Below are 21,337 nucleotides of genomic sequence, written 5' to 3'. Positions count from 1 at the left end.
TTCGTCGAAGCAAACTTTCGAGAACCGGAAGCGTTCCAAATTAGCACGACCAACCCAAAAGATGTTTTACATCGTACGTGTTCAACCTTAGCGTGGTCGGATTAGGTTTAGTTGTAAGAAGGCAGTTTATATTGGCAGACGAGAAGACAGCGAACGATGTCTCAGTTATTGAGGTCCTCCAGAGATTTGAACAGGATTTCGCAACCTTTTCTAAAGCAGTAGAGAACGGCGAGTTCGCTTTTTGGATTGGATCTGGCATCTCGCGGAATGCACCCAATTTGGGTGATCTTCTTATCAAGGCCGCAGAGTTTCTTCGTGAAAAAGCAGTCGTTGAAGACGGTAACGGGAAGTTCTCTAACACCCTACGAGAACTGCTAGAGATTGCAGAGTTTGGGCCGGAATTACTGGATTCTAACCTCCAAGTTCAGTTTTCCGATTGGCCAGACCAAGAAGCTATCATCTCCCGACTTTGGAACCAGTACTCTGAAGTTCTGGACCTACGTGTGCCTGATGAAGACAGTGATTACATCTTATGGGACGCAATAGGAATCCGCGAAGCATTTGAAAATCCCGCTCCTCCAGCAATCGAACACCTTTGTATTGCAGCGCTAATTCTCGAAGGGGTCGTGCGAAATATTGCGTCAGCCAACTGGGATACTTTTATCGAGCAGGCAGTAGAGAAGTTAAGTCCAGGCGCGTCTAATATTATTCAGGTTGTAGTCGACCCGATCCAACTCAGAACTCCGCCTGGACGTGCAAGGCTTCTCAAGTTTCACGGATGTATTCGTCACGCTACCGACGAACCGGGTACATTTCGGAAATATCTCACGGGGAGCACTACGCAGATATCGGACTGGCCTCAAACCCCACTATTTGCTGCAGTTAGGAATGAACTTGTTGGCATAGCGACCAATCAGAAAGCTCTTGGTATGGGGCTGTCAATGCAAGACCAAAACTTGCATCAAACTATATCTAGAGCAAAAGAGGTCAATCCTTGGCCTTGGCCAAGCGAGCCCAATGCTCCTGGTTACGTCTTTTGCGAAGACAGACTCAAAGCCGGTCAACGCGCAGCTTTAAGGCTCGTTTATCGGGACAGTTATGATGCCAATGCTGCTGATATCATCGCGGGCGCGCATTTACGAGCTTGGCCAGAACAAGTCTTGATTGGGCTGCTTCTCCAGCTAACATTTCATAAGCTAGACTACCTATTGAACGATTGGGTCGCCAATATTGGAAAGGATGACTTCAACGCCGAGCTCAGTGCTTCACTCAAATCGTGTCGTGACTTCATAGCCAATTCAGCAACCGACAACCGTCAAACCTTCTTTGATCAGGCTCATCTGACGTGGCCGCGCCTTCTGTCGCTGTATCGTAAAGGTACGGTTCCAAAATCGGCTGGCACTTATGAGGCAATAAGCGCAACTTCGCTTTCCCAACTCCCTGGAGACCAACTCGCACGCGATTCTCATCTTGGACAGCTAGCCCTCGCTTTGTGCCTAATAAACTATGGCCGAACTCAGGGTCTATGGACGTTATTACCGGCCCTAAACGACGAAATCGAAGGCGGGTCCTTAACTGTCACAGGAACTTGGCCGGGAGCCGAACCAAGACCGCTATTCATTGTGAAGTCTGTCACTGAAGCGATCATTTTGGAGAAAGATGGGGCATTTGAGGGACAAGGTGCTATCGTAGTCCATGCGGACAACCTTTGGCCCCGACTTCGTCCTGATGGAGGAAGCACACGAAGCGCACGTAGCCCTCGTTCCTCGCCAGGACGCAACGCGAGCGTACGCACTACTCATTTGAGTTTAGAGGCTATGCTGGAAAAGAGTGACAATCTACAAAACCTAAACACCGAATTTGTTACACAGGCATCCGTATGAATGATTCCCCTCTAGTCAAAATGGTAGCTGATCGGTTACTCGAAGCGGGCTATGGACAGTTGGATACACCATTCCGCATAGCTTCCGTCGACTTCAACTTCACGCTAGCTTTCCGAGGAAATGCTAGAAGGGCAAATGATCTTGTATTGATAGTAGATACCACGACTGGAGAACACGGAGATCGCGATGCCAAACGTGTTAGCCAAAGAATCGCTGGACTAGGTCGCGCGCTAGATGTTTCTCAATCAAGGCTTGTGATCACAGCAATTTTGGTTGGTGCAGTGTCCCATAGTAGTGTTGAGGATTTATCCGAAAACTGCCGAGTTCTCACTGTTGACAACATCTCGACAAATCACATCGATGAAGTTGCACGTCAGAAAGCTAGGCGTCAACTAGACGATAGGATAAGCGTGTTGTTGCCGCTAACGTTGCCTGAAAGCTCTGCAGTCGTCGATGACGATGATCAGTCAGCAATTGAGCAATTGCGAATGGCTGTTCCAGCGGCAATGGACCAAGATTTTATCAGCAGGGTTCTCGAGGCCTCTAAAATTGGAAAAGAAGCTGTCGAAAACAGCCTCATCTCTTCTCTTGAAGGCTCTCTAGAAAAGGAGGAGAGCGATGTCTGATTTTTTACTGAAAAGCCTATCAGTCAAGAATTTTAGAAGCATAAAAGGAGCCATAAACGTACCTCTCGACGCAAATGTGGTACTAGTGCATGGAGAAAATGGGGCCGGAAAGACTAGCCTGCTTTCAGCTATTGAGCTGGCTCTAACAGGTAAAGTGCAATCACTATTGCGAGCAGATCGTTCATACTCATCTCAGCTTCTTTATCGTGGAGCAACGGATGGAAGAGTCAGCGTTGCGGTAGAGAGACACGGTGAAAGCAGAGACTTTGGATCATCGATTCATGACAGTGGCATAGATAGTCTCTCAAATTTTGAAGATGACTTGGCTGAATTCTTCAGTGAGAGAGCCTTTTTGCCTCAGGCTCTACTTAGTCAACTACTTCAAATATATCAAGAATCCAGCTCAAGTATGGATTCGCCACTAGCAAAATTTGTGGGTGACCTCTTAGGTCTCGACCGCCTGGATGCTCTCGAGAGTGGCCTCCAAACGCTGAAAGATGTTCGCAACATTCGTAAGAGCTCTGAGAAGTGGATGGAAATTGAAGCAGAGGTCGATAGCCTTAACGTAAGCTGTGAAAATAAATCGAATTTTCGAACCGAGACGCAGGCGAAAATCAATGCACTGCTTTTAGAGTTGCAGGAACGGTTGCTGGTTCTCGATATGGACAAGGACGCGTCGGAAGACAGCTTCCAGGAACTCATTGAGCTGGCGCTTATACCCACACATGAAAAAGAATTGCGTAGCACGATTGGTAGGCAAAGGGAGCTTTCGGCCATTCGTCAACAAATCGAAGCGGCGAGCACGTTCTCGCAGGCAGATTATGCATCTATTTCTTCCGAAGCGGCTGAAGTGACCAGTGAATATGAACTTTGGAAGTCCAACCATCTAAGCACTATTGAAGATCTGGAAATCCGCTTTCTTTCATTTCTCCCGCGCACATCCTTGAGCGGCGACTTTTTAGAGTTCTGGGAAGAATCCCTCGAACATTTAACCACCGAAAAAGAACGCATTGAGAAGAGGCTATCCGCTGCAAGATCCGATCGCACGGACGCTAGCGTGGATAGAGAAATCGTTAATGTGTCCAATAAGCAAATCGAAATTATTGATGAAGAACTTTCAACCATCCCGTCAACGTCGGAGAACTTCGCATCCCTCCTTTCGGAGTTAAGTGGTTACATTAATGATGAGATATGTCCCATCTGTGATCGTGACTTTTCGGAGCGTGAAGCAGGCAACCTTACGGATCACGTTCATAGTAAGGTTCGTTTGTTGTCGGCTTCAGCTGAGAGACTGCTAGCATTGGGAAGGGCTCGTAACGACGAAGAGACACGGTTGCGGTCGGCCAGCAAGAGAATAGATGAAAGGCAAGCTCGGTTGCTGCCAGACGACGAAGTGAATTCTCTCGAAAGACGGCATGGTGACATTCAAGCGATGACCCTCGCAACGAAAAAAGCAGCCCAGATTCTTGAACGAGGCAGAGCTCTAAGGGCCTCGGAAGTGGCAACTCGGCGCGGATTGAGCGACTTCCAGTCTATGAACTCAACACTCACTGCGGCACGCGAAACGCTGCAAGCTTTTGCATCGGAAGTCGGAGTCGATTTGAGCCATTCGAAAAACTCTCTTTCCGATTTAGAGATACAACTAAGCGAAGCTCTGTCAGTACGAGAGCAAACACATCAACGTTGCGCCTCTGCTCAAACTCGAATTCGTGAACTGAGGAATGACCTTCTACGCATGGTCGACGAGCGTAGAGCGCAGGATGTTGAAATCGCAGAATTAGAAGGTGAACTGAAAAAGGCCAAGAGTGCATTTGAAAGAGGTCAAGGCTTGAGGAAACAGGCCTCAGATTTGCGAACGATCGTTGATAACGTTCGATCAGGCATAATCCGAAGTGAGTTCAATGATCGATTGAACCATTTGTGGCGTGACTTGTTCGTTCGACTTGCTCCAGACGAGCCATTCGTTCCCGCATTCAGCGTGCCGGAATCTAGCACGCAGCGTCTTCAGCCAAAATTGATAACAAATTTCCGAAATGGTGGGGACGCAGGGGGAACACCAGGTGCCATGTTAAGTGCCGGCAACCTTAACACTGCCGCACTCACGTTATTTCTCGCGCTGCATCTGTCTGTGCCTAAGAAGTTACCATGGCTGATTTTGGACGATCCCGTCCAGTCAATGGATGATGTTCATATCTCGAACTTTGCGGCACTCCTCAGGACGCTTTCAAAAGAACACAATCGACAGGTAATGATAGCCGTCCATGACAGACAGCTATTTGAATACCTACGCCTAGAGCTTAGCCCGGCATTCCCAGAGGATACCCTTCTCACACTTGAAATGGCGCGCAGCGAAGACCAAGATACAAATTGCTTGGCAAAAAGAATATCCTTCAAAACTGACTTGACCTTTGGGCAAGTCGCTTAGAGCTACATAAAGCCTACTGGAGAGGTCGAGGTGGATACTGGAGAGCCTCAGCCCCGAGCAGTTTCAATTGCTTGCTTCACTTCTTCAATACTCAGTGGCGGGTCCTTACTGTGGACCACATGGTGGCAGGTTGCACACAATGGAACCAAATCTCGCAAAGGATCGACTTTGTGAACCTGTCCCTTTGTGGAGATCGGCACAATATGATGAACATGGATCAGCCCTGCTCCCATCGCGCCATACTTTTGTTCGTAGTTTAGGCCGCACGCCAAACATGTCGGCCCAAAGTGTTGAATGCACCGCCGTCGAGCAGCGGCGTTCCGTTCATATTTTGTCAACTCAATCGACGTCGGCGTACCTTCAAATAATGTGCGCACCTTCAGAGATGGGGGGATATGAGCTTGTTTCACCAATGTCATCGGATAACTCATACCAAGCGAAAATCGACCTTCCTCTGAAGTCGCTGACATTCTCCAAATACCATACTCACCTATGCTAAAACTTGATTGCGGGGGGGGTTCATGAAGCCGAGACTCCATTTCGCCGCTAGCTGGATTGTGCCACATTTTACGCATGTCCGTGTTACGCTCATGTTGATAAAAAGCTGGCCACTCCCCTAGTTGCCCTATCCAGCTTTGTCCTCTGGCATAACTTCTTGCGGCGATCTCTAAAAATTCCGCAGAAGAAGGCACCGCAATATCAATCTGAAATGGGGGGCCATCGGAGCCCTCTGGTGGCCTCAGGTATGCGTAGTTTTTCGTTTTCTTGACCAACTCCCACCCTCGGCGAGGTAGAATTACGGGAAGCGTAAGAGCTGCTGAAAATCGGTAGGTGGAAGGGCCATATTTTTTTGGCGCTTTCCCTGAAGGCTCTAAATGAACAGTTTCAATCGTCCAACCTGGAGGGTGGTGCGTGCCCGCAGCAGGTTCATTCAAATCGAAATTATCGTCAGTATCATTTGTCATATTACTTCAGTAAGCCAATGTACTTTCTCCGCAAGCGAGTTTTGGCCATGCCTGCTTTGAGTCGAGAGCGATCTTTGCTTGGAATGGGGCGAATGGCGCAAAAGTCCCGGACACCGTGAGTTCACACAGCCGAAGACTTCGCAATTGCGGCGAACGTCGGCTTTGTGGGCTGCAACTGCAGCATTGTTGGGTGACGGCCAATGGCAGCAAAGGGCCGGAAGTGCCCTTTGAGCATGATAGGCCCAATGGCAGCTCCGTCCCGCGTTGCTGACCTCGGCAGTCGGAAATGCTGTACGATAGACGAATGGCCGGTCAGGTGAAGCTGCGGCGCAGCGCTCGGCTATGAAGCGAACGAAAGGTCAGGGCTGTTCATGTCGATCGACAGCAAGGGCCGTTTACGTTGCTTGGCTCTTGTGAGCCTGACCGCGTGAACCCAATTGGTCATGATTTCCTATCGTCACGAATCCTTCCTTTGCCTGAACACTTTTGGGACGGCGGCTTCATTGTGCGATCTGTTCCAGGCCCAGCGTGAGCCGCGGAAGCTTCTGCTTGAAGCGGTCAGAAACTAAGCTACATATCTGACACTTGGAGGCGATCATGCAAACCACATCCCAAGCGATCAAGGCCTATGCTGAAGCATTGCCGGAGGGTGCGACCCTGTCGGCGCGGGAGTTGTTGCACCTCGGAGAGCGTGCGGCGGTCGATCAGGCGCTGTCGCGGCTGGTGCGGCGAGGGGAGCTTATGCGTGTGAGGCGAGGATTGTTCGCGTCGCCTGTGAAGACCCGCTTCGGGAACCGGGCGCCCTCGGTTCAGGCCGTGGTTGAGCACATTGCGAAATCAACCGGTGAGCGCGTGTCGCAAAGCGGAGCGTCGGCAGCGAACCTGCTCGGCATTTCGGCGCAGAATCCTTCCCGTCAAGTGTATTGGACCTCCGGGCCGAGCCGTCATTTGAAACTCGGAGTGCAAAGCGTCGAGCTTAAACATGTGCCGAGCTGGCAGCTTCGAGCACCCATCAGTCGTGCCGGGTACGCCTTTCGGGCGCTCGCCTATTTCGGCAAATCCGAAGCTGCTCAGGCATTGAGGCGTATCAAGGCGACGCTGAACGAAGAGGAGCAGCGCGAGCTTCTGAGCCTTCGCGCCTGTGCGCCAACCTGGATGGCCAAGGAACTTAGCGCGCTCGCGTCATCGCAATGACAGAAAGCCAAACTTACTTTTCCCTGTCGCGCGAAGACAAGATTGACGCGCTGGAAGTGGCTGTCTCGAAGCTGGGGCGGCCCGCAGACCTCTTGGAAAGCCGAGCACATCAAAAAACGTGACCAAGCATTTTTCATAATCGGGATCGTTCTCAAAATCAGTCATCTCTGATCCATCTTCAGCCGAGGAGTTTCTCTAGCTCTTCCCCTTGGGCGGCATGCTTCTTGGGGTTATCTGTTTTCAGCTTGTTCACGTTGATTAGCTTCCATCTGACCGCCGGAAGCTCGGCCGCTTGAGGGCGGTCGATCGCGTCGAAGTCGGGATCGCCTTCATGCAGGGTTCTCAGAAACCTCTTCGCGTCCACATCCATGCGGCATTGGATGTCCCCGATCAGGCGGTCGCGCGTTGCGATCAATTCCGTAAGGTTGACCGCTTTCTTCGTCATGCCCTCGAATTCTCGCGCGTAGGGCTGATCCAGATTGATCAGGTTTGGGTTCAGCAGTTCGTGCGGCGGGCGTGGTGAACTCGCGACGTAGATCAGAAAGGTGCGGAACAACTCGTCGGTAAACCCTTCGTTCTCGTAGAGGAGCTTGACGTCGTAGAGATCTCGCGGGTGCTGGCGATCGACGGCCGCATGTAGCTTACCGCCGAACAAATCCTCGAAGGAGACGATGTTCATCATCGCGTATCCGAACTCTTCCTCGACGGCTTCCGAGACTTCGCGTTGTTCCGGAGCATGCACGACGCCGCGGGTGACGGGGGAGGTTTCGATCTTGATTTCCGCTGCGCCGAGACGTGCGAGCGCGCGTGTAGCGCCGCCGCCACCGCCCGCAATGCGCTGCGCTTTGGCGCCGGTGATGCCGCCTTCGATGGCGGCGGCAATCCGGTCCATCGCGTCGTTGATCTCGGCGAGGCTTTCTGCGCGATCTTTGATTGGCAGATAGGTCAGATCGATATCGACCGAGAGGCGCGGAAGGTCGCGATAGAAGAGGTTGATGGCCGTCCCGCCCTTCAGCGCAAATATCTCCTCCTTTGCGACATACGGCAGTATGCGCACGAGCAGGGCCACTTGGGCGGCATAGTCTTCACGCGCCATGACCACGTTCCTTTCTTACAAACTCTTCGGGCACCATGATCCTGTAGCGCGGATGTATCTTGCCGCCTTTAACCAATGCGCGGTCGCCGCTGCCGAGGTCGAACTCTTCCGGATCGAGTCGCTTGCGCCAGGCATGGTCGTGGCGGTCGGCGAACACGAAGAACAGGCGTTTGACCTTGATCTTCTTGCAACTGCTGAGCAGCGCCGCGAGGGTTCTCGGGCGCAACGTCGTCAGGCTTTCGAACGCCATGTCGAGGTTGTGAAAGCTCTCTTGATTCGGCAACTCGTCCAGCGCTTCGAGGATCGCGCGTTCCGGCGAGGACATCACCAGTTTCCAGTCCCATGGCAGGGACGATGCTGTCTCGTTGAGATTATTTAGTGTGTCAGCGACACCCAACTCCGGATCGGAGAACAGCGATACGCTGCGTGGGCGGAGTTCGGCGTTGAGCGGCAGTTTTTCGAGCCAGTTGGGGATTTTTGAGCCGTAGAGCCAAACCGTGCTCTTGTCTCCGAGGGAGAGATAGTGCGCATAGCCTTGCAGGCTCAATGCCGTCACCCCGCCGATATGGACAGGGTAGTGCATGATGTGCTGGAGCGAGAGCAGGCAGGTCTTCCAGTCGAGTGTGTTCGTGGTGGCGCTGCTTGGTGCGGGGCGGCGGAAGACGCCGCGGCCAAGGCGTTCTAGCCAGCCGCGTTGGACATAAGCGTAGGACGAACGCCGGCCTATCCCGTGGTGCTCAAGCCAGACGGAGTCCACGAGGAACCCCGTGGGGACAGCCTCAAGAAGGTTCTTTAGTTTTTCGTGTTCTTGTCCGCTCATAAGCGACACAATGATATATTTTTAAAGAGACCGCCACTTGTTTCTGTGGAGACCTGTGAGATAGTCCGTCAAGGATGGACAAATTTTCACATTCTCAAAGAGATTGGTGGTTGTCGGCTCTGAAGCTCACCAGCAAAGCAGGGCGGGGATGCCCTCGAAGGGCTGAGAAGACACCCGGCCATTCGGATCGAAAAGTTGGAGCTTTGTGCTCATGTCGAAGCAGCTGCGCCAAACCAGAGTCAGGTTTCACTTTCGATCGCGGCGCTCTTTTGCCCAAACAAACATCGCACCGACGGCTGCATTGGCTTGCTGCACGCTGAACACTTCCGGTTCGAACGCGCCCGCCCATTGCTTTGTATCACGATGTTCCGGGTGGTGTTTGTCGGTCAGTGCGTCGAGAAACTCTTCGTAAGAGTAGGGCCCCCCACTGTCCTCTGGCGGACACGCGCGTTCTCCGGCAACACAGGCGGGAAAGTCCTGATCTGGTCTTCCGGTTGTTTTGCCAACTTTCTCGACAGTGACGAGGTGTCGCCAACCATCGCCGAAATCGTAAGTGTATGTGAACTGACTGCCTTTCTTGACCAGCTCTCCAAGAGTAAACCTCTTCTCGTCCTTTCGGCCATCGTCAGGATCCCAGCTGTCGTCACTTTCGTCGCGGGCCTCGAACCTGTCCTCGCCAATCTCGAACTCATGCAAATGATAGTCTTGCCACGGCATAGCGCCCTGAAGAACGGAATGCAGGATGTCCAAGCTGATGTCATTCGGCACGAAGATCCGGCGCCAGATGGGTGGTTTGATGCCAATAAGTTCGATTTTCAGTTCAATCAAAATGTGTTCCGCCTGTTTCGATGGCCTTGTCGTTGAAGCAACCTGATTTTTTGGACTGAAGCATTCAAGGGGAAACTTGATTGTCGTTGCCTTGAGGTCATCTGCTGCGACACCCGTCCTACCAATTGAGTCTGCATTTCCAGTGGTCACGATATTGGCCCCGCTTATTGCGACCGATATGAGGGCACGCCTTAGTTAAAATCCCGGCTTGGAAACAACTTCTTTCCCTGTTCACGCGGATGCCGGGCCGTTGAACCGCGGCCGCCGAACGTGGCGTGGCCTACTGAACCGGGCTGGCGACCTCCTGCGTCGGTGGCCGGTTGCCCAAGGCTCGAAAGCATCGGCGAGATGTCCTCGATCCGCTCGGCGATCACATGAACGACCTGTCCCTCGCGTTCGATCCGGCCAGTGACGCGCAGAAGCCGCCCGGCGATCACCGCCTTGCGAAAGGTCTCGTAGACCCGGCTCCAGACCACAACGTTGGTCACGCCAGTTTCGTCCTCCAGCGTCAGGAAAATCACGCCCGAGGCCGTGCCAGGCCGTTGCCGCGTGATCACGAGACCCGTCACCGTGATGCGCCCGGTGGTTCGATCCAGACGTTCATGCGGCAGACTGTCCGGCAAGCGCGGCCGCAGCAACTCCATCGGATGGGCGCGCAGAGAAAGCCGCAGTGCCAGGTAGTCCTCGATCACCTCCTGCCCGAGCGTCATCGCCGGCAGCGTAACCTGCGGTTCCGCTCCGCCCTCACCGTCGGCCCCGAAAAGGGGCAGGGGCTTTGGCCCTCGCAACGCCCGGGCGGCCCAGAGCGCATCGCGCCGATTGAGACCGAGCGAGGCGAAGGCATCCCCTTCCGCCAACCGTTCCAGTGCGACCGGCCTGACACCAGCCCGGCGCCACAGGCTTTCGACGTCCACGTAGCCGTTGCCGCGGGCGGCCTCGATCCAGACTGCATCCTCCTCCCGCATGCCTTTGATCTGCCGAAACCCGAGCCGCAACGCCAGCGTTCCGTCGCCGCGTGGCTCGAGGGTGCAGTCCCAGGCCGAATGATTGACCGAGACGGCCCGGATCTCGACGCCATGCTCACGCGCGTCGCGGACGAGTTGCGCGGGGGCGTAGAAGCCCATCGGCTGGCTGTTCAGCAGGGCACAGGTGAAAACCGCCGGATGGTGGCGCTTCAGCCAAGCCGAGATATAGACCAGCCGCGCAAAGCTCGCCGCATGGCTTTCCGGGAAGCCATAACTGCCGAAGCCTTCGATCTGGGCGAAACATCGCTGCGCAAACCCCGCCTCGTAGCCGCGGGCCAACATGCCCGAGATGAACCGCTCGCGGAACGCGCCGATGGAGCCCATCCGCTTGAAGGTTGCGAGTGAGCGGCGCAGCCGGTCCGCCTCGCCGGCCGAGAAGCCGGCCGCGACCACCGCGATCTGCATGGCCTGTTCTTGGAAGAGGGGGACGCCATAGGTGCGCCCCAGCACCTCCATCATGGCGGGGCCGAGGTCTTCGACCTTTTCCTTGCCCTGACGGCGGTTGATGAAGGGATGAACCATGCCGCCCTGGATCGGGCCGGGGCGGATGATGGCGACCTCGCAGACCAGATCGTAGAATTTTCGCGGCTGCATGCGCGGCAGGAAGTTGAGCTGCGCCCGGCTTTCGACCTGAAAGACCCCGACCGCATCGGCTTTGCAGAGCATATCGTAAACCACAGGATCCTCGGGTGGCACATTGGCGAGGCTCAGCTTCAGGTGACGGTGATCCTCCAGCAGCCCGAAGGCCTTGCGGATGCAGGTCAGCATGCCGAGCGCCAGCACATCGACCTTCATGAGCCCGAGCGCGTCGATATCGTCCTTGTCCCACTCGATAATGGTGCGATCCTCCATCGCGGCATTCTCGATTGGGCAGAGCTCGTCGAGCCGGCCATGGGTGATCACGAAGCCGCCGACATGCTGGCTCAGATGCCGGGGAAACCCAATGATCTCGCCGATCAGCTTCGCTGCCAGCGCCACGCGCCCGTCGGACGGATCGATCCCGGCGTCGCGCATCCGATCTTCTCCCGGGGCGCTGGCCGACCAGCCCCAGATCTGGCCCGAAAGCCGCGCGATTATGTCTTGGCTCAGCCCCATGACCTTGCCGACCTCGCGGATCGCGGCACGTGAACGGAAATGGATCACGGTCGCGGTCAGCCCGGCGCGATGGCGTCCGTATCGCTCGTAGATCCATTGGATCACCTCTTCGCGCCGCTCGTGCTCGAAATCTACGTCGATATCCGGCGGCTCGCCGCGCTCTTTTGAGATGAAGCGTTCGAAGATCAGGGTGATGCTCTCGGGGGGCACTTCGGTCACGCCGAGCAGGTAGCAGACGACCGAATTGGCGGCCGACCCGCGGCCTTGGCACAGAATGCCCTGCGAGCGCGCGAACGCCACAATGTCATTGACCGTCAGGAAATACGGCGCATACGTCATCTCGCCGATGAGCTTCAGTTCCTTGTCGACCCGCGTCACAATGCGGGCGGGCGGCCCCTCTGGATAGCGCCAATGCAGCCCCTCCCGCGACAGCCGTTCGAGCCGCGCCTGCGCGGGCTCGCCGTCCCGCGCCTCGTCGGGATATTGATACCGCAGATCGTCCAGCCGGAAGGCGCAGCGGTCGGCGATCTCCAGCGTGCGCCGGATCGCTGCCGGATAGCGATGGAACATCCGCGCCATCTCGTCCGGGGATTTGAGCCGGTGTTCGCCATTGGTCAGCCGACGCTCCCCGATCGTGTCGATGGTGCAGCCCTCGCGAAGGCAGGTCAGGACATCGGCTAGCGGACGCCGAGACGAGCGATGCATCATCACCTCGCCAAGGGCCACCAGCGGCAGGCCGGTGTCCTGGGCGATCCGCGCCAGCTGGTCGAGGCGGGTAGGGTCGCGGCCGTCATAGCGCGGGGCCGCGCCAAGAAAGCACTGGCCGGGGAAGGTGCGCAGCATATGCCGCAGATCACTGGCACACGCTCGGACCGGGTGCTCCATCGGGTCGGGTGGTAGCGCGATTAGCACCATGCCCTGACCCCACTCCGACAAATCCTTGCGCGTCAGATGACATTCGCCTTTCGTGGCTCGCCGCTTGCCGAGGGACAGAAGCCGGGTCAGCCGCGACCACGCCGCAATGTCCGTGGGCAGGGCGAGCCAGTCGACCTCGCTGTCGGTCAGCACGATCCGGGCGCCCGGGATCAGCTTCGGCAACACCATGTCCGGCCGAATTCGGGGGGCATCGCCTGCCGGCATGTGCTGCATCGTCTGGCGGCTGGAATGATCGGTCACCTGCCGGGATCGGATCACCGGACCAGCCTCGGCCCCCTCGCTCGCGGCGCGGGCCTCCTCGCGCAGGCGGGCCAGTTCCTTCAGGGCCGAGAAGGCCCGCACCACGCCCGCGACCGAGTTGCGGTCGGTGATGGCGATGGCCCTCAGGCCCAACTCGGCGGCACGCGTAACCAGTTCCTCGGGGTGCGAGGCCCCGGTCAGAAAGGTGAAATTGCTCGTCACGCAGAGCTCCGCATAGCCGGTCATGCGAACTCTCCCTGCGCGAACCAGCTCTGCGCGGGCCAGGTCGGGGCCTGTGGCGTGTGGTAGAGCCAAAGCCGTGGGCCCTCCTGGGTTTCTACCCGCCAGTAGTCGCGCAGGCCCGAGCGCCAGGCCGGATCGTCGAACCACCATTCCGGTGCGATCCGTTCCGGTCCGTCCGCACGTAGCGTGGTGAAAGACATGCGCCGCCAGGCGAACCGGGCGGGGGGATGACCGGGTTGTCCAAGCCCTTTCGTCGTGACCAGCTCAGGCGGAAAGAGGATGATCGGTCGATCTGGTCCACGATGTGGCGGCGGAGATTCAGCGGCGCTATAGGCGGCCGGTGCTACTAAAAAGCTCCGCTCGGGGATTTTGCTGGCGGCAGGCAGGAGCCGCAGGACCCTGTCGAAGCCCAGCCGGTTGCCGAGCCGCGAGAAGAGATCGGCCAGCGCGTCCTCGCGGTCTATCGTTCGGGGTCCGCCGATCTGCTCAGGTGGCAGGTCTTCGGTCACATGGGCAACGAGGCGCAGCGCTTCGATCCCGAACCCAGCTTCGACCTGCGACACGCCTTTTGCAAAGAGCGCCGCAATCCGCTCGGGATCACGCATCGGCCGGGCCAGCCCGATCTCGACTTGCGCGGTTTCCCGGTCGACCCGGTGCAGTTCAAGCCGCAGCCGCCGTGCGCCGCGATGGTGTTGGGCAAGTGTGCTGCAGAGTCGGTCTAGCAAGCGCGCGAGGCCCGACATGACATCGGCCTCGAGGCCGATAGGTTCCGGCATGGTCAGCCGCACCCCGAAATACGGCGCGTCCGCCTCGGGAGAGACCGGCTCCGGTTGAAGGCCGAGCGCCTGGTCGAGACGCAGCACCAGAGCCGGACCGAACCGTCGCGCGAGGGGCGCACGCGGCAGATCGGTGAGATCGCCGATCCTGTTCAGCCCCATCCGGGCGAGACCTTCCGCCACATCGCTCCCGATCCTCAGCGCTGAGACGGGTAGGCTCGCGATACCCTCCTTCGCCGCGCCCTCGGGCAGGATGCCGCCGCCATGACGGGCCAGCGCCTGGGCTGCGCCACGGGTTTCGGCGATGGCGCTCGAGAGGGTCAGGCCGACCCGTTCCAGCCGCGCATGAAGGTCGGCCCGCATTTCAGCCTCGCCGCCGAAGAGATGCGGCACACCGGAGATATCGGCGATAAGCCCGTCCGGGCCGTCGCGCGCCACCATCGGCGAATAACGCCCCGCCCAGCGTCTGAGGCCTGCCAGTGCGGCCGCCTCTCGCGCCAGATCGGCGGGCCGCGTTATCAGCTCGGGACAGATGGCGCGCGCATCGGCCGCCGCCATGCCGAGGCGCAATCCCCGCGTCTCGGCGGCTTGGTTCAGACAATGCACATGATCGGCATTCCCTGACCTATGGATCAGGGCGAACGGTCCCTCAACGGGACGTCTCCGCTGGCTCGTGTCGCTTGCAAGCCGCGGAAACCGGATCGACAGCAGCCGTCTTACCATTCCAGTGCACAGTCCAAGCTCTTAATGTTTCCCTTTTGTTCTTAATAAGAGCCCATTGATGCAGAGTCGAGTCCCGCCGTTCCGCCGCAATCGGGGTACAATGCCACCGCGTCTCTGCAGCATTGCTGCCCTGGCCTTCACGGATCAGCATGAGCCCGGTGGTTCGCCCAGCTTCCGCGGCCAGTTGCAGGCGTCGCCCGGCGATCAGGGAGAGGGGCTTTTCCGGCTCCGCGATTACCAGTCCGACCCCTTCAGAGCGCAGCGCTTCCTCCGCGGCCCAGAGCAGGTCGGTCTCGTTTGCAGGGCGAATGAGATGCAGCCGCTCCCCGACGCCTTCGGGCAGACCCCGGAGCATTGGCTGGTGCGGGGCATGACCGGGAATGATCCAGATCAGGGCCTCGGTGTGTCGGGCGGCTTGCAACAAAGCGAAGCTGCGCCGTCCCGGACCTTCCGCCTCATGGACCCGGTGCCGGACCAGGGCAAAGAGCTCGCTCGGAGCGGACTCAAACCGCATCCTCGCGCACCCCCTCGGCAACGATCTTCAGCATCCCGTCCGGCAGGGGCCGCTGCAGCTTCAGGGCGTCCTCGGCCGGTGCGGTCAACCAACGTCGCCATTCCTCGGGCTGCGTGAGGACGACGGGCATGGCTTTGGGGTGGATCGGCGCAACTTCGGCGTTGGGCGGGCAGGTCAGGAAACCGAAGATCTCCGCTGTCACCTCGCCTTCCTTCAGCTTGCGCACCGAGGTCCATGTCGTTCGCAGCGCGGCGAAGAAGGCGAGCGGCCGATCCTCATCCAAAGCGAACCAGACCGACGAATTGCGCGGCGCACCCCGGCGCCCGTCAATCTCCGAAAAGCTCGTGAAGGGCACGAGGCAGCGATGTTCGACACCGAGCCAGCGCCGCCAGTGGGGAGAGCCGACGTTGCGGATATTGGTGACACCCTTGTCGGTACGTTTGCCTTCGAGGAACTTCGCAGGGGTCGGCATGCCCCAACGGGCCATTGTCAGCGCCCAGGCAGCGCCCTCACCATGCCGGATGATCGGTGCTGGATAGTCAGGCCAGATGTCGGTCAAAGGAGGCAGGTTCCCAGTAGCGTCAACCAGATCCTCGTCCTGCTCAAGCATGTTGTCGAACAGGTGACGCACCGCGTCCTGGCTCTTTGTCTGGGAGTAGAGGTTGCACATCTGAGGTACACTCGGGAATCGGAATACGGTTTCGAATGAGAACAATAACAGAACATGCGGCTGCTGGAAAGTGTGGCGGATTTAGCCAGCGCCAACTTCACGAGGAAGGGCGACACAAAAAGAGGCTTACGCAATGCACCTTTCTGAGATCTGTTCTAGGCGCAGTCAATATCAAGGTAAGATCTTGGCCCCTCCTGCCTTTTGATCAGGACCGCGCCCTACTCGGTCGGCTGCACGCAGCCGCCCTCCCCGAGCTGAAACGTCGCCTCTCCCTGCGACGTGCTGCTGGCCGGGCACTCTCCTCCGGAGCCAGCCCGACCAGCCGTCGCATGGTCGTGGCAACGCTTCATCGCGGCCGTTCCGGTAACGGTCGCTGGGGCGGGGGGGTGTCTAAATGGCCTCGTCCCGCGAGTCCCAGCCGGTGATAGTCCTCGCTTTGCCCGATACGCTATTCTGCGCCGTCATTACCGGCTGCAAACGATGTTCGACGACCACCGGATTGCATTGGTCGTAGCTGGCAGAGGGCCGGGAATCAGCGCGATGCATGAAACAGCTAGCTATCGCGACCGCTTGTCTGTTCCGTTCGACGCCCGGATGAACCGCGCCAAATGCAGATGCCTCGACGGTCTTCTTGGGGATGGCCAGCCTGATGACACACATCGCTTTGCCACAGATGCTAGCCGTCGCGACACGTTGGGCAGGGCTCGGCAAAGCTCTAACTCGTCCGGGTACGGCTCGGGGCGAGAGGGCAGAAATGACGCCGCCCCTGGCATCTCTCTCAGCTGTTCCTCCACTTTCGTTCATGGCCACCGCACTTCTCCCGATGTCTGAGTTGCATGACATGTTGGTCGCAGCTGTCGTCCCGTCCACAAAGGTTGTCGCCGATCTTTTTCCCCTGACCCACCAAAGACCAAAGGTGGGTCATTCCTCGCGCATCAAAAAGACCGGCGCCTGCCCCTCTCCGCTGCGCTTCGCCTTCGGTGTGGCCGGGCCTTGGCCAGCTGCAAGGTGACCATCATTGCAACGCAAACAAGGAGAAGAGCAATGACCACGAACTGCATCAAATTCACCAGCGTCGACATCGAAACCGCCAAGGGCACAGGCTCCATCTCGACCCTGACCTTCGACCTCGACATCACGGTCGAACCCGTCGCGAGCGCGAACCCGATGGCCCCGACGCACCGCGTCCTCGGCCGCTCCCCGCGCGGAAAGCTGGTCGAGTGCGGCGGCATCTGGAAGAAGCAGAACAAGGAGACCGGCGCGGACTACTTCACGCTGACCATCCGCGACCACGGCTTCAACGCCAACCTCGGCAAGGCGGCGAACCAGGACGATCTGTCCCTGCAGGCCGTTATCCCCTGGGGGCCCAAAGACGCCGCCTAAGCTAACGGCCAGACCGCTTCGGCGGTCTGGCTTTTTCTCGTTCCGGGGAACTAGCCCTCGACCGGCGCACTATCGGTGTCCGAAGGATGCCGGATATTTCGGACGTGGACATAGAGTCGGGTAGTCAGACTGGATAAGTCGCAGATGCGGTTTCAATAGTTCTGTTCAGTGACGGCGTTGATCGTGCAAGCCAGAGGCGAAACCGAAAGTCAGCAGTGAGAACTGGGAGCCCATTTAGCGAGCCAAGCGCACCCCTTCCGGCAGTCGAGCAACCCGCCCAGGGGTGTCTTTGCGAGGCTCCCAGGGGCGGCGAATTCGCCCTGTGCCGCAGGCAACGAAATCGCAAATCATCGTCATGCATCCCAGGGCAACGTCTCACGTGAAGGTCACCGCCGCGCGCCTTTCCGTCGACCTGTTGGCCTTAGAGATCGCTAGCCCGGGGTCGAGCGGACGGCAACGCCGGGGGCAGGTTTCTGGACGGCTGATGCGCTTTACGCGCTGCGGGGCATCGCTCACAACAAACCTGCCCCCGGCGTGCTCCATTTCATTCCGCCCCGTGCCGGGTGCAGCCCGCTCTCATGCCCCCGGTCTTTTCCACGATCCGTTTGGGCGACGATCGTTGGGCCGGATCACATCATGACACTCGAACAATCCATCGACCTCGCCGAACTGCAAGCCGACATGGCCTTCGAGGCCTACCTTGCCGCCTTCGATGAAGACGCCCATCCCGAGACGCTCGACAGCCTCGAGACCGAGGCGCTGATCGCCCGCAGCCGCTACGACGGCCTGCGCACTGACGTAATGGGTCACTGACCCAGATACCCCTGCGGGTCTTCAGATCCGCAGGGGTCTGACACGGTCTCTCAAAAGCTTCGTGACGCCCTCATAGGGCGTGACTCGCGCCCTCGAGCGCGGGCAGTTTTCGTGTACATGGCACCCGATCCGTAACCGGTTCGGGCGCTCGATTTGCCTGTCGTCACGTGCTGCTTAGGCACCCGTTTCGGCAGCTTGTTCCCCTCTCCTTCCACGCATCAGTGACCACTGGGCTTGATCCGTGTCGCGCTGCACGGGGGCTTTGAAAGCGTTCCCAAACGCTCTCAAAAAGACACATCATGCAAAAAGCAATATTGCGCAATGTGACGTATTGAGATATAAGCGAAGGAGAGAAGAAAGACGTTGGCAGGATATGGCCAATGTTTGCACATTTTGTCCGAGGGGTCTGTCATGGGCGTTTCCCGCAAAGCTGAATGCTCCGCCGCGCGCGAACGCGATAGCGAGCAATCGCGTTCGCGCGCGGCGGAGCATGCATCATTTTCCCGGAAGCGGGAGAACGCCCTAGTGTCGAGACCAGCGAAAAACCTGAAGCTTGAAGAGCGCATCGAAGTGGCGCGGCGCTTCGCGGCGGGCGAGAGTGCGAAGGAGTTGGCGGCGGCGTTCGGCATCTCTCCGCGCCATGTGAACCGGCTCGCGAAAGAGGAGGCGGGCGAGGGCATCGCGGTGCGCGATCCGAGCGAGACAGTGGCGTTCCGGGCCAGCCGATCCGAGCTGGACGCTTTCGACGCGGAGTGGCGTGAACGGGGCTTTGCCAACCGATCCCAGGCACTCAACGCGGTGCTGCGCGGACGGTGCGGTTTCCTCGACGTACCCCGTGATCTGGTCGCGGAATTTTGCGCCGCGTGGCGTCAGGCGAAGGATGTGAGCGACGCCGGATTGGTGCTCGCCAAGGCGGTCCATCGTGGTCGGCTGGAGGTTTCGGAGGCGGACCGCTCGGTGCTGATCGAACTCCTTGATCTGGCGCAGTCCATGAGCCGTGATTTGGGCCGGATGAAGGATGCGGCACAGGCGCTACGTCATCAGGAGGGACCGCAAAAGGAAGAGGGGCAGGGGACGGAGAGCGCGGTTCTGGAGGACAGCTCGCCCGTGACAGGCGGCGGTTTAAGGCTGGTGCGCAATGGCTGATCCGCTCGCCCTCTACGCCTCGGTCATGGGGCGGCTCTGGGAGGATGAGCGCATCCGGGGCCAGGCCGCGGCGCGGATCGACGCGCGGCTGGCGGGGCGTCGGCAGGGGCGGAGTTTCGCGCGCGTCGGATCGCTGTCGGCGCGCAACGCGCTGAAGGCGGCCTCGGGCCAGAGCCGCGCGGCGGTCTTCAAACGGATCCGGGCAGGGGGCTGCAAGACGCGTGCCTCGCTCGGGGCGCAGATCTCCTACATCAACGATAAGGCGGTCTACACCTACTCGACGATGACCAATGCGCTGACCGATGCGGCGGTCCTTTCTGAAGAGCAGAAAGAGGACATCATCGAGGATTGGGCCGGGACCTGGCGCGGCTCGACCAAGCTCGGTTTCACCTCACACATGTTGCTGTCCTTCCCGACCGACGTGACGGCAACCCAAGTCCGCGACATCGCGATGGACTGGACGGAGCATTTCTTCGAGAGCGGCGAATACGGCGACCAGTGGGACTATGTCCTCGCGGTTCATGACGACCGGGCGCACAAGCATACCCATATCATCCTGAACAACCGCGGTGTCGAAAACGGCACCTGGTTCTCCTGCTGGGCTGAGGGTGTGATGTCGCCGCAGCTCATGCGCGAAAAGCAGGCCGAGATCGCGGAACGCTATGGTGTGATCCTCGACGCCACCACCCGGCTCGAGCGAGGTATCTTCGAGAAACCCGCCGGGATCGAAGAGATCTACCGCGCCAAGGAAGAGGCCCGCCTGCCGCGCGAGATCGTCATGACGGCCCAGGAATCCGCCATCGCGCAGGCGCAGGTCGTGGGCTTCGCCAAGGACTACAAGAACCTCGCCGACCTGCTGGACCGGATGGACCAGCGTCACATGGCACGTGCCGTACGCGGCATGGCAGACGGTCTCGGCTCCGGCACGCCCTGGAACTTCACCGAAGGAGAGATAGACATGAAGGACATCAAGACCGTCGGTGATGCGATCGACTACTCCGAGCGCACGATCGAGGCGCTCAGGCTCAAGACCGAGGAACTGGACCCGGCCGAGCGCGCCGCCTTCGAGGCCAAGGCCGCGCCGATCATTGCGGACCTCTCGCAGATGGTGCCGGACCCAGACCTGCGCGCGCGGTTTGGCAAGCAGCTCGAAGAACCCTATCCGCCGGGGGCGGGCAGCGAGGTGCTGATCGCCGCGCTGCAGTCCGGCAATGACGATGGGCTGCGCGATGTGCTCGCGCGGGCCAAGGAGTTCGGGATGGATAGCGAAGAGTTGGTGGCGCGGATCAGTGCCGGCGGCACGCGGAACTACGGCATGGCGCAGGACTGGGTCGAGCGGGACATGAACGCGGTGCTGGCCAAGGACGGCCTGAGCGTGGAGACCGCGAGTGACGACCAGATCGATGCCGCCCTCGAAAAGGTCGACGGCGTGATGGACGCGCTGATGGAACGCGCCAAGGAACTGGGCGTCGAGATCGGTCGGACCCTCGCGGACGAGGAGGAGGCGACGTTGCCCCTCATCGACGAAGACGACCGGACGCCCAATCCCTACCTGCAGGACCTCGCCGACATGTTGCGAGATGGCAAGCTCACCGAGGAACAGGAAGCGACCGTCGAGCGGACCCTGCAATCCGAGCTCTTCAAGGAATTGGGTGAGGAGGGCTTGGCCGAACTTCGGCGCGGCAACTACGAGGTGCTGGATGCGGCTCTGCCGAGCAAGCTCGACCAGATCACCGTCACGCAGGAATTCCTGGAGATGACCTTCGAGGAGACCGGCGATCAGGTCTTCACCGACCGCGCCGCCGGGTTGCAGCAGGACAAGGCGACGGAGGTGGCGCGGTTGCGCGGCCAGCAAGAGGCCCAGGAGTTGGGGCGTGATCTTGCCCGAAACAAAACACTAGACCGCGGCCTCGATGACGAGATGGAATTCTGAAGG

Annotated in this window: 16 protein-coding genes; 8 read left to right on the top strand and 8 right to left on the bottom strand. The window is 58.7% G+C overall.

All coding sequences use genetic code 11. The annotated features are described in order from the left end of the window. The first annotated feature begins 77 nt into the window (after window positions 1-77). Genes BSF79_RS17460 through BSF79_RS17450 form a run of 3 tightly spaced genes read left to right on the top strand, consistent with a single transcriptional unit; the run spans window position 78 to window position 4,934 of the window. Complete coding sequence (locus BSF79_RS17460) at window positions 78-1,883, top strand: SIR2 family protein (RefSeq protein ID WP_090271115.1); 1,806 nt, start codon at window positions 78-80, stop codon at window positions 1,881-1,883. Beyond that, window positions 1,880-2,509 carry a hypothetical protein gene (locus BSF79_RS17455; protein ID WP_090271114.1) on the top strand — a complete coding sequence of 210 codons (630 nt, stop codon included), beginning with the start codon at window positions 1,880-1,882 and terminating at the stop codon, window positions 2,507-2,509. Before BSF79_RS17460 ends, BSF79_RS17455 begins: the two co-directional genes overlap by 4 nt. Continuing rightward, a complete protein-coding gene (locus BSF79_RS17450) occupies window positions 2,502-4,934 on the top strand; it encodes an AAA family ATPase (RefSeq protein WP_090271113.1) in 2,433 nt (810 codons plus the stop codon). Before BSF79_RS17455 ends, BSF79_RS17450 begins: the two co-directional genes overlap by 8 nt. Window positions 4,935-4,981: 47 nt before the next feature. On the opposite strand, the gene BSF79_RS17445 is transcribed toward BSF79_RS17450, so the two are convergent. Next, a complete protein-coding gene (locus BSF79_RS17445) occupies window positions 4,982-5,899 on the bottom strand; it encodes an HNH endonuclease (protein WP_090271112.1) in 918 nt (305 codons plus the stop codon). A 597-nt stretch (window positions 5,900-6,496) separates the two neighbouring features. Here BSF79_RS17445 and BSF79_RS17440 point away from each other — a divergent pair. Then, window positions 6,497-7,093 (top strand): DUF6088 family protein, encoded by a 597-nt coding sequence (locus BSF79_RS17440; RefSeq protein ID WP_090271111.1) that lies wholly within the window; start codon window positions 6,497-6,499, stop codon window positions 7,091-7,093. 178 nt (window positions 7,094-7,271) lie between these two features. On the opposite strand, the gene BSF79_RS17435 is transcribed toward BSF79_RS17440, so the two are convergent. From BSF79_RS17435 to BSF79_RS17405, 7 genes are all read right to left on the bottom strand, one after another. Next, window positions 7,272-8,189 (bottom strand): nucleotidyl transferase AbiEii/AbiGii toxin family protein, encoded by a 918-nt coding sequence (locus BSF79_RS17435; RefSeq protein ID WP_090271110.1) that lies wholly within the window; start codon window positions 8,187-8,189, stop codon window positions 7,272-7,274. Continuing rightward, a complete protein-coding gene (locus BSF79_RS17430) occupies window positions 8,179-9,009 on the bottom strand; it encodes a type IV toxin-antitoxin system AbiEi family antitoxin domain-containing protein (protein WP_090271109.1) in 831 nt (276 codons plus the stop codon). Before BSF79_RS17430 ends, BSF79_RS17435 begins: the two co-directional genes overlap by 11 nt. A gap of 246 nt (window positions 9,010-9,255) precedes the next feature. Further along, window positions 9,256-9,987 carry a plasmid pRiA4b ORF-3 family protein gene (locus tag BSF79_RS17425; protein ID WP_226946406.1) on the bottom strand — a complete coding sequence of 244 codons (732 nt, stop codon included), beginning with the start codon at window positions 9,985-9,987 and terminating at the stop codon, window positions 9,256-9,258. Window positions 9,988-10,028: 41 nt separating this feature from the next. Then, window positions 10,029-13,379 (bottom strand): error-prone DNA polymerase, encoded by a 3,351-nt coding sequence (locus tag BSF79_RS17420; RefSeq protein WP_090271108.1) that lies wholly within the window; start codon window positions 13,377-13,379, stop codon window positions 10,029-10,031. Then, window positions 13,376-14,875, bottom strand: coding sequence for a Y-family DNA polymerase (locus BSF79_RS17415; RefSeq protein WP_090271107.1), 1,500 nt, complete (start codon window positions 14,873-14,875; stop codon window positions 13,376-13,378). Before BSF79_RS17415 ends, BSF79_RS17420 begins: the two co-directional genes overlap by 4 nt. Then, window positions 14,802-15,389 carry an ImuA family protein gene (locus BSF79_RS17410; RefSeq protein ID WP_090271106.1) on the bottom strand — a complete coding sequence of 196 codons (588 nt, stop codon included), beginning with the start codon at window positions 15,387-15,389 and terminating at the stop codon, window positions 14,802-14,804. Before BSF79_RS17410 ends, BSF79_RS17415 begins: the two co-directional genes overlap by 74 nt. After that, window positions 15,379-16,059, bottom strand: a complete 681-nt coding sequence (locus tag BSF79_RS17405; RefSeq protein ID WP_090271105.1) for an SOS response-associated peptidase — start codon at window positions 16,057-16,059, stop codon at window positions 15,379-15,381. Before BSF79_RS17405 ends, BSF79_RS17410 begins: the two co-directional genes overlap by 11 nt. Window positions 16,060-17,103: 1,044 nt before the next feature. Here BSF79_RS17405 and BSF79_RS17390 point away from each other — a divergent pair. From BSF79_RS17390 to BSF79_RS17380, 4 genes are all read left to right on the top strand, one after another. Further along, complete coding sequence (locus BSF79_RS17390; RefSeq protein WP_090271103.1) at window positions 17,104-17,442, top strand: DUF736 domain-containing protein; 339 nt, start codon at window positions 17,104-17,106, stop codon at window positions 17,440-17,442. A 636-nt stretch (window positions 17,443-18,078) separates the two neighbouring features. After that, a complete protein-coding gene (locus tag BSF79_RS19860) occupies window positions 18,079-18,255 on the top strand; it encodes a hypothetical protein (RefSeq protein ID WP_175545370.1) in 177 nt (58 codons plus the stop codon). Between the two features lie 411 nt (window positions 18,256-18,666). Further along, complete coding sequence (locus BSF79_RS17385) at window positions 18,667-19,401, top strand: helix-turn-helix domain-containing protein (protein ID WP_245776443.1); 735 nt, start codon at window positions 18,667-18,669, stop codon at window positions 19,399-19,401. After that, on the top strand, window positions 19,394-21,334 hold the full coding sequence (locus BSF79_RS17380; protein ID WP_090271102.1) for a relaxase/mobilization nuclease domain-containing protein: 1,941 nt from the start codon (window positions 19,394-19,396) through the stop codon (window positions 21,332-21,334). Before BSF79_RS17385 ends, BSF79_RS17380 begins: the two co-directional genes overlap by 8 nt. Window positions 21,335-21,337 lie beyond the last annotated feature (3 nt).

This window comes from Thalassovita taeanensis, assembly GCF_900110775.1.
Lineage (GTDB): Bacteria > Pseudomonadota > Alphaproteobacteria > Rhodobacterales > Rhodobacteraceae > Litorimicrobium > Litorimicrobium taeanense.
Note: the sequence above shows the minus strand (reverse complement) of the source record. Positions and strands in the feature narration are given on the sequence as shown.

Bases quoted from the DNA above. Each gene is read 5' to 3' on its own strand.
- BSF79_RS17455 (WP_090271114.1), top strand. From the start codon at position 1,880: ATGAATGATTCCCCTCTAGTCAAAATGGTAGCTGATCGGTTACTCGAA.
- BSF79_RS17450 (WP_090271113.1), top strand. From the start codon at position 2,502: ATGTCTGATTTTTTACTGAAAAGCCTATCAGTCAAGAATTTTAGAAGC.
- BSF79_RS17445 (WP_090271112.1), bottom strand. From the start codon at position 5,899: ATGACAAATGATACTGACGATAATTTCGATTTGAATGAACCTGCTGCG.
- BSF79_RS17440 (WP_090271111.1), top strand. From the start codon at position 6,497: ATGCAAACCACATCCCAAGCGATCAAGGCCTATGCTGAAGCATTGCCG.
- BSF79_RS17435 (WP_090271110.1), bottom strand. From the start codon at position 8,189: ATGGCGCGTGAAGACTATGCCGCCCAAGTGGCCCTGCTCGTGCGCATA.
- BSF79_RS17430 (WP_090271109.1), bottom strand. From the start codon at position 9,009: ATGAGCGGACAAGAACACGAAAAACTAAAGAACCTTCTTGAGGCTGTC.
- BSF79_RS17420 (WP_090271108.1), bottom strand. From the start codon at position 13,379: ATGACCGGCTATGCGGAGCTCTGCGTGACGAGCAATTTCACCTTTCTG.
- BSF79_RS17415 (WP_090271107.1), bottom strand. From the start codon at position 14,875: ATGGTAAGACGGCTGCTGTCGATCCGGTTTCCGCGGCTTGCAAGCGAC.
- BSF79_RS17410 (WP_090271106.1), bottom strand. From the start codon at position 15,389: ATGCGGTTTGAGTCCGCTCCGAGCGAGCTCTTTGCCCTGGTCCGGCAC.
- BSF79_RS17405 (WP_090271105.1), bottom strand. From the start codon at position 16,059: ATGTGCAACCTCTACTCCCAGACAAAGAGCCAGGACGCGGTGCGTCAC.
- BSF79_RS17390 (WP_090271103.1), top strand. From the start codon at position 17,104: ATGACCACGAACTGCATCAAATTCACCAGCGTCGACATCGAAACCGCC.
- BSF79_RS19860 (WP_175545370.1), top strand. From the start codon at position 18,079: ATGACACTCGAACAATCCATCGACCTCGCCGAACTGCAAGCCGACATG.
- BSF79_RS17385 (WP_245776443.1), top strand. From the start codon at position 18,667: ATGGGCGTTTCCCGCAAAGCTGAATGCTCCGCCGCGCGCGAACGCGAT.
- BSF79_RS17380 (WP_090271102.1), top strand. From the start codon at position 19,394: ATGGCTGATCCGCTCGCCCTCTACGCCTCGGTCATGGGGCGGCTCTGG.